Source organism: Streptomyces sp. NPDC005195, assembly GCF_040608315.1.
GTDB classification, from domain to species: domain Bacteria; phylum Actinomycetota; class Actinomycetes; order Streptomycetales; family Streptomycetaceae; genus Streptomyces; species Streptomyces kaempferi.
The window spans coordinates 1-7,873 of the sequence record NZ_JBEXHZ010000109.1; the positions used below are offsets into that span (position 1 = coordinate 1).

The following is a 7,873-nucleotide window of genomic DNA, read 5'->3' on the forward strand; positions in this document are numbered from 1 at the left end:
TGGAAGACGGGGCTCTGGTACTGGAACACGCAGTCGGGCCCCGGCTCGATGACGCCGCACAACGCCATGGTGAACCAGGCCGGCTTCGGCCAGACGATCCGCTCCATCAACGGCTCGCTGGAGTGTGACGGACGCAATCCCGCGCAGGTGCAGAGCCGGGTGAGCGCGTACCAGCAGTTCACGGCGATCCTCGGGGTCGCTCCGGGCAACAACCTCTACTGCTGACCGGCATCCCTCCGCGCCCGTGGGCGATCCGGTTCCGCCGGGTCGCCCACGGGCGTGTCGGGTGGCGGGCCGCCGCACGTCCGTGCGAGCCGATGACCGCGAGCCGTGGGCGGTGACGCCCTTGGCAGGGCGTCCGATCGTCGTGTCCGCCCCCGGAGGGACTCAGCGGGAGGTGGCTTGGGCGGCCTGCTCTATCAGGCGGGTGACGGCGCCCGGGTGGGAGACCGAGACCGCGTGGGACGCCTTGATCTCGACGGTGTGCGCGTGGGCGCGCTGGGCCATGAAGCGCTGCGCGGCCGGCGGGATGTTGTAGTCCTGGGTGGTGACGAGGTCCCAGGAAGGGATGGTCTTCCAGGCGGCCGCGGTGGCCTTCTCGTCCAGGGCGGAGGCGGCCACCGGGCGCTGGGTGGCGGCCATCAGGTCGGTGACCGGCTTGGGTACGTCGGCGGCGAACTGGTGGTGGAACTTGTCGGCCCTGATGTAGAGGTCGGTGCCGGTGCCGCCGCCGGGGAGCGGGAAGGGCACGGGATTGAGGGCGGTGCCGAGGGTACTGCCGGGGAACTTGTTGGACAGCCCCAGCGCGCTCTCACCCTTCTCAGGGGCGAAGGCGGCCACGTAGACCAGCGCCTTGACCTGGGGGGAGTCGGCGGCGGCCTCGCTGATCACCGCGCCACCGTAGGAGTGGCCGACGAGAACGACCGGCCCCTTCACGCTCTTGAGCACGCTGTGGACGTACTCGGCGTCACTGGCCAGACCGCGCAGCGGGTTCGCCGCGGCGATCACCGGATATCCCTCGCGCCGCAGACGCTCGATCACGCCGTTCCAGCTGGAGGAGTCCGCGAAGGCTCCGTGCACCAGGACGACCGTGGGCTTCGCCTTGGACGGGTGGTGCTCGCCCTTGGCCGCGCTCGCCGGACCCGTGGCGGCGGTCAGGGTGAGCGCCGCCACACCGGCGACGGCTCCCAGCACAGCGGCGTGCCTGCGGGTGGGACGGATCGCGGTCTTGAGGTTCATGGTGGCTCCCCTTCGGGACGTGGCGGCTGACATCGGTAGGTCGTCCTGGGCGCTGCGGCCCGGTGCGACAGGGGAAAACATAGCCGCCAATATGGTTGTGCGCAAATCAGTTGTGCACAATATAAATGCTCGCGCCTGAGCGATCATGTCCGGCGTATGCGCTCTGTCATCGCGGGCCCGCGGAAAGGGGACCTCAGGAAGCCGAGCCCGAGGTGTCCGACATGCCGGTGTCGCAGCTCCCGATCAGCCGGAACCCCACGCACACGACCATCGTGCGGTCGTCGACGGGAGTCCCCATGCGGTCCCAGTACCGACGATGCCCCGCACGCCATTCCTCCACCGAGGCGTGACCCTCGCCCTCGGCTTCCGCGTGGTCCCACTTCACGTCACCGAAAGGCTGCAACGCCACGCTGGTCACCTCGATCAGTGCGGCGGCGGTGCCGTCCTTGTCCAGCAGGGCAAGTTTCTCGCCGGGATACTCGACGCCCTCGGCCTCTTCCGCGTAGACCGCCAGCAGCCCGGTGGACGCGGTCTTCCTGCCCGACAGGACCAATTCGTTGAGCCCGGTCCGCATCTCGTCGGCCGTGCCGAGCTCGAAGGACCGCCTGCCGTCCACGCGCGCCCACATGATTGACCACCCTGTCGTCGTAAGCCGCCGGCCGCCCCGGATCGCTCGGAGAAGGGCCGGTTCGCACCGCGATTCCTGCCGGCGCACGACCGAGCGGTGCGGTCCCGACGGACCAGTTCGCCGTCCGCGAGGAGCGGTCGGCTCAGTTCGTCGGTGCGGCCGAAATCCGTGGACGGGGCGACCCGTTCGAGCGTTCGTTCGGGGGCGGGCGGAACTCGAGGAGTGACGGCGGAACGCGGGCGTGCCGAGCCGGACCCCGGACACATTGTGTCGCATTTGATGGGGATTGGGCATTTATGTGCCTTGGGGTTCGGCGGGCCGCCTGTGTACTTCCGCAGGGCCCCACACCGCCCCCACCCGCGGAGATTAGACTCCGCGCATGAGTTCGAACCTCCTGTCCGGTGACCGGATCGACGCCGCCGCTCATGCCTGGGGAGCCGCTCTGCGCTGTATCGCCGACGCCGAGCCGCGCATGCGTCAGGAAGTCGCGGAGAACGGGACGTACATGGTCGTCACCGGGAGCCCGGCCGACAGCGTGAACGGTGTGTTCTCTTCCGCCCTCAGGCCGGACGCCGGGCAGATCGAGCGTCTCGCGGCCCGGACCGCCGCCACGGCGGATTCCTTCCCCGGACCGGTGTCCTGGTGCGTGCAGGTGCGTTCGGACCCGGACGACCGCGTGCGTGAGGTGGCCCGGAGGCACGGCCTGACGAAGCGGGCACGGGAACCGTTCATGCTCAGGGATCTGAAAAGCGTCCCTCCGGTCCCCCGCGACACCGGGGGGATGGCGGTGCGCGTCGTCACAGGGGCGGAGCACGATCTCTACGCCCGTGCCCTCGCCGACGGCTTCGGAGCCCCGAAAGAGGTCTTCGCACCGCTGTTCACCCCTGCCGTCCTGGACGCCGCGCCGGACATCACCGCGTATGTGGGGGAGGTGCGCGGACAGGTGGTCAGCACCGCGCTGACCGTCCTCATGGACGGGCATGTCGGGATCTTCAACATCTCCACCGGTCCGGACCACCGGGAATCCGGCCATGGGCGGCGGATCACGGAGGAGGTGGTGGCCCGGGGGCGGGACGCTGGAGCCGAAACCGCCTATCTGCGCTCCTCCGACATGGCTCTGCCGCTGTACCTCTCACTCGGCTTCAGCGTGACGGAACACTGGACCTACTTCACCGAGCAGTGACCGCCGTCCGGCATGGACGCCGCGGGGTACGAACACGGACCGGCGGACGGACCGGCCGAGCGGTGCGGCGTGTCATCCGACCCCCGGATCCCGCGGACGCGTGGTGAGCCGGGTTCGGCGCCATGGGCCGGGATCTCGGGACGATGCCGCCCAAGTGGAAGCCCTGGTCGGGGGCTTGTCGGTCCTTCCCGCGGGGATGGGGCCGACCGTCCTCCCGCGCCGTTCGTGGAAGGAGTCGGTGAGTCGTTGTCATCGAGGCTTTTCCCGGACGCCCTTGGCCTGTGACCTGTCCGTACCACCACGGGTCTGGGATGTGGAACGCGGCAGCCGGCGACGCCGGCCGCAAGGCGATCCGAACGTCAGGAGACGTATGTCCCACGCAGTCGAGAAAACACGCCGCGGATTCGGCCGGATGAAGCAGCCCCTCCGGAGGGGCGTGGCGTGTGCCGCCGTCCTCACGTTCGTCACCCTCGCTCCGCCGGCGGCCGCGAGCACGCGGACCGCCGACTCCCGTCCGTCCGCCTCTTCCGCGCTCCCCGGGATCTCCTGGTCGACGCTGAGCGTGGCACCCGGCGTCCAGGTCCGGACCGGAGCGCTGCGGGACTCCGTCGCCGCCCCGGTATGGTCGGTCACCGTGCAGGCCCCCGCCGTCAACCGCCTGACCGGCGCGGCGACTTGGGCTCCGCTCGGCGACCGCGCGTGGGCGGACGCGACCGCCGCGCGCCTGCGCGGCGCCGGGTTCGAACCGCGGCTGGAACAGGAGACCTGGGACGCCTACTCCGACACCCCCCGCGGCACGATGGGTTGGCAGGTCCGGGTCGGGCGGTACGCCACGCAGGCCGAGGCGGCCACCACCAACACAGCGGTCGTGGCAGCGGGTTTCCGCACCGCGGTCGACTGGACCGGATACGACGGCCGGCAGCGCCCCGACGGTGAGAACATCCACGTCGCCGTGGTGGACCCCACGCGCTTCGCCGGGACGATCGGGGCGAGCGACGGCGGCAACGTCGCCGACCGGGAGAACACCTCCACCGTGGCCACGCGTCTGGGTTCGCTGATCGGGGTCAACGGCGGCTTCTTCATCACCTCCGACGCCGACGGTGTGCAGGGCACGCTCGCCGGTCTCTCCGCGCGGCACGGTAGACTCGAGTCGATGGCTGTGGGCTCCCGCGCCGCCCTGATCCTGGGCGACGGCGGCCGGCGACCGCGTATCGCCGACCTCTCCACCACCGTCACGGTGCGGGACGGATCCGCCGAGTACGGGGTGCAGGGCATCAACCGCGTCCCGGGCAAGGTACGCAACTGCGGTCGGCCCGGCGCCGTCCCCACCGTCGAGCCCCGCCACGACACCACCTGCACCATCGCGGACGACCTCGTCGAGTTCACCCCCGAGTTCCGCGCGTCGCTCCCCGCGGGGGCGGGTGTCCAGGTGGTCCTCGACAGGCGTGGTGCCGTCGTCTCCGTGGGCGACCGAGGGGGTGCCGTGCCCGATCACGGTGCGGTCCTCCAGGGCATCGGCGGGGCGGCGGGGTGGCTCACCGGCCACGCACGTGTCGGCGACCGCCTGTCGCTCCACGAGGTGATCCGGGACTCCTCGAACCGGGAGATCAGGCTCGGTCCCGACGACAGCATCGTCAGCGCGGCTCCCACGCTGGTCGAGGACGGCCGTGTGCACATCGACGCCGCCACCGAGGGGACACTCGACCCGCGTGACCTCTCGTTCGGTTTCGCCTGGTCCAACGTGCGCCAGCCCCGGACACTGGCCGGCATCGACCGGCGGGGCCGGCTGCTCCTGGTGACCGTGGACGGGCGGCAGCCCGGGATGAGCGAGGGATTCACGCTGGCGGAGGCCGCCCGATTCATGCGGTCGCTCGGCGCCGTGCGGGCGCTGAACCTCGACGGCGGCGGCTCCACGGCGATGGCGGTCAACGGCAAACTGGTCAATGTCACCTCGGACGCGACGGGCGAACGCGCCGTCGGCGACACGATCCAGGTCGTCCCGAGGCGCCGTACCGGCTGACCCCCGACGGTCCCGCGCGGGCGGGGACGGTTCCGGTCCCACCAGGCTCGGGGCGCGCACGTTCGCTCCTCGGCGCGGCAGACGGCCGGAGTGTTCGTCCCCGCCCCGCGGAAGGGAGCTCCGGCATCGGTCCCCGACGCCGGGGCGCAACGGCGAAGGCCCCGGGAACAGGTACCGGGTTTCACGTCCCGCACCGGCACCGGATCCCGCACCGGCACCGGATCCCGCGCCGGTCACGTCCCGCGTCGGCAGTGGACCCCGAGCCGGCCGGTTCACGCGGCAGCGGATCGCGAGCCGGCCGGTTCATGTACTGCCGCAGTCAGTTCCGGAGCAGCTCGGCGAGAACTTCGGCCTCGCTGATGTCCGGCCGCTTCGTCGCGGTGACCAGCGTCAGGGTCCGGTCCCCGGCAAGGTCGCGCAAGTGCGCCAATGCCCGCGCACGCTCCGGATCCAGCAGTTCTTCGCGATAGCGGCGCCCGAACTCCGCGAAACGGTCCGGGTCATGGTGATACCACTGCCGCAACTCCGTCGAGGGCGCGACCTGTTTGCACCACTCGTCCAGGTGCGCCTTCGCCTTGGCCAGCCCACGGGGCCAGAGGCGGTCCACCAGCACTCGCGCCCCGTCCGCCCGCTCGGGCACCTCGTACGCCCTGCGCACCCGTACCTGAACCTTGTGATCCGCTGTCATCAGTGACCTCGTAACCGAGCTCTCGTACGACGCTCCGGGCCAACGCCCCACGTCAACCCGGCCGGACACCGCTGCGCCGGGCTCACCGACAGCCATCGCCGCTCGTGATCCGAACGCGCGCACCACTGCCCAGCGTCTCTCCGCACGTCCTCCGGCGCCACTTCGGACCAGTGCCCGCGGCCGGCGGCAGGGACGGCTCTGAGCGCTTGGCGTCCGGAGCCCGGGCCGGAGACCAAGACCGGAGGCAGAGCCGTGAGGCATAGTTGACGGCCTGTCAGATTTTTTCCGAGGGCTGTTGGCAAGGGCTGTTCACTCGAACGGATTGCTGCCGGGCAACGCCGTTCCATGCCTGGTGCGATTGCCGTACGTTCTCCGAACTGCCACACGCATAGGGTGGTGTACGGCGGGCCGAATCGGGGAAAGGGCGGCGACGGGGTGGACGCGGACGACAAGTGGGGCGCGCATGCGGCATGCCGGACAACCGATCCGGAGGAGCTGTTCGTCGAAGGCGCTACGCAGAACAGTGCGAAAGCCGTCTGTACCGGATGCCCGGTGCGGACCGAATGCCTGGCTCATGCCCTCGACCGCAGGATCGAGCACGGTGTGTGGGGCGGTATGACGGAGAGGGAACGGCGCGCGTTGCTGCGGCGCCGGCCCACGGTGACCTCTTGGCGGCAGCTGCTCGAGGCGGCGCGCACGGCGTACGACCGGCAGGCTCGGCCGGCTGGTGACGGACGGGTGGCCGCCGCAAGTTGAGTCCTCCGCGGAACCCCGCTCGATACGACGAGCGGTCAGCGGCCGAGAGCGTCGCGCAGCTCGTCCTTGTTCATGGAGGAACGGCCCTCGATGTGCCTCTTCCTGGCCTCCTCGTAGAGCTGGTCCTTGGTGGGGCCCCGCGATCCGCCCTGGGCACGTTCCCCGCCGTGCCGGGGGGCGGATTCCCGGTCCCGCGCCGATGTCGTGGGGGTCTCCTTCGCCTCGCCGCGACGGGCGTGGTCCGTTTCGACGGTGCGTGCCGCGACCTCCTCCGCGCGCCGGTCGGAGACGCCGTGCTCCCTGGCGTTCTCCTTGATCTGTTCGTACCGCCGCTCGCGCTTCTCGCTCGGTCCCGTAGGCACGACGTCCTCCTGCCCTTGATCGAATTCCTGGCGATCCGGAGCGCACCCGGCGCCCTGGCAACTCCCGTCCGGAGCGCCGGGTGCGCGTCTCCACTCAACGCTCGAAGCGCAGGGCGCGCCACACGGGGAGACCGAGCCGGGCCGCACCGGCTCCGGCCTCGGCGGAGCCCGCTTCACAGCGCGGAAGGCGCGGCAGCGGACGACACGCCGGTGGGAGTTCCTCCTCCGCAAACCGGCTGAGACGGGGACGCTACCGAGCGTCACCTCGCGGGGTCATGGAATCGGAGTGGGTACGGCAATCGTCAGGTCGGCTGCGCCCCGGAAATGATCAGGTACCGCCTGCCGGGGCGTGGCTGCCCTTCAGGCGCCGGCGCCGCCGTCCACCGGGACGATCGCGCCGGTCACCATCGAGGCCCGGTCGCTGAGCAGCCACGCGGCCACCTCGGCGACCTCGCGGGGCTCGGCCATCCGGCCGAGCGGGATGCTCGCGTTGATGCGCTCGACGACGCCCGGGGACGCCGCCTCCCACGTGTCGATCATCTCCGTCGCGGTGCCACCGGGCGTGATGCCGTTCACGCGGATCCCCTGCCGCCCCCAGGTCACGGCGGCCGTCTCGGTGAGGCTGTTCAGCGCGCGCTTCATCGCGCCGTAGGCGGGGAGCTCCGGGTTCGCGCGGCGGCTGCCGATGCTCGAGGTGTTGACGATCGCTCCGCCACCGCCCCGGCGCATGAGCGCCGCCTCGGCCGTCATCGCGGTCCAGTGCCCACGGAAGTTCACCGCGAACTGCTCCTCGACGTCCTCGTCGCTCGTCGCGTCGAGCGGGCCGGGCCGCTGAATCGCCGCGCCGTTGTTGAACGCGCCGTCGAGCCGTCCGTGCAGCTCTTCGACGCGGTCGACCGCCGCGCGGATGCCGGCACGGTCGGCGAGATCCACTGTCACGGCATCCGCGACGCCGCCGTCGGCGCGGACCTCGGCGACGATCCGCTCGAGGGCGTCG

At 71.2% G+C, this 7,873-nt stretch carries 9 protein-coding genes; 4 read left to right on the plus strand and 5 right to left on the minus strand.

What is annotated here, in order from left to right:
* On the plus strand, positions 1-225 hold a 225-nt coding region (locus ABZV34_RS35725; protein ID WP_356286279.1), incomplete at its 5' end, for a chitinase.
* Positions 226-387: 162 nt separating this feature from the next.
* On the opposite strand, the gene ABZV34_RS35730 is transcribed toward ABZV34_RS35725, so the two are convergent.
* Entirely contained in the window at positions 388-1,239 is an 852-nt protein-coding gene (locus ABZV34_RS35730; RefSeq protein ID WP_356286282.1) for an alpha/beta hydrolase, read from the minus strand.
* A 193-nt stretch (positions 1,240-1,432) separates the two neighbouring features.
* Positions 1,433-1,867: an ASCH domain-containing protein gene (locus ABZV34_RS35735; protein WP_356286285.1), complete on the minus strand. Its 435-nt coding sequence runs from the start codon at positions 1,865-1,867 to the stop codon at positions 1,433-1,435.
* Between the two features lie 379 nt (positions 1,868-2,246).
* On the opposite strand from ABZV34_RS35735, the gene ABZV34_RS35740 reads away from it, so the two are divergent.
* The gene (locus tag ABZV34_RS35740) at positions 2,247-3,050 is read left to right on the plus strand and encodes a GNAT family N-acetyltransferase (RefSeq protein WP_356286288.1); all 804 of its coding nucleotides are present in this window, start codon (positions 2,247-2,249) and stop codon (positions 3,048-3,050) included.
* Between the two features lie 412 nt (positions 3,051-3,462).
* Positions 3,463-5,070, plus strand: a complete 1,608-nt coding sequence (locus tag ABZV34_RS35745; RefSeq protein WP_356286290.1) for a phosphodiester glycosidase family protein — start codon at positions 3,463-3,465, stop codon at positions 5,068-5,070.
* A gap of 319 nt (positions 5,071-5,389) precedes the next feature.
* Here the strand turns inward: ABZV34_RS35745 and ABZV34_RS35750 are convergent, their stop codons facing one another.
* Positions 5,390-5,758: a DUF488 family protein gene (locus tag ABZV34_RS35750; protein ID WP_356286293.1), complete on the minus strand. Its 369-nt coding sequence runs from the start codon at positions 5,756-5,758 to the stop codon at positions 5,390-5,392.
* 435 nt (positions 5,759-6,193) lie between these two features.
* Between ABZV34_RS35750 and ABZV34_RS35755 the strand changes: the two genes are divergently transcribed.
* Positions 6,194-6,514 carry a WhiB family transcriptional regulator gene (locus ABZV34_RS35755; protein ID WP_356286296.1) on the plus strand — a complete coding sequence of 107 codons (321 nt, stop codon included), beginning with the start codon at positions 6,194-6,196 and terminating at the stop codon, positions 6,512-6,514.
* Between the two features lie 35 nt (positions 6,515-6,549).
* Here the strand turns inward: ABZV34_RS35755 and ABZV34_RS35760 are convergent, their stop codons facing one another.
* Together ABZV34_RS35760 and ABZV34_RS35765 are read right to left on the minus strand one after the other, a co-directional pair.
* The gene (locus ABZV34_RS35760; RefSeq protein WP_356286299.1) at positions 6,550-6,876 is read right to left on the minus strand and encodes a plasmid stabilization protein; all 327 of its coding nucleotides are present in this window, start codon (positions 6,874-6,876) and stop codon (positions 6,550-6,552) included.
* A gap of 360 nt (positions 6,877-7,236) precedes the next feature.
* The coding region (locus ABZV34_RS35765) for an SDR family oxidoreductase (protein WP_356286301.1) at positions 7,237-7,873 on the minus strand (637 nt) is incomplete at its 5' end.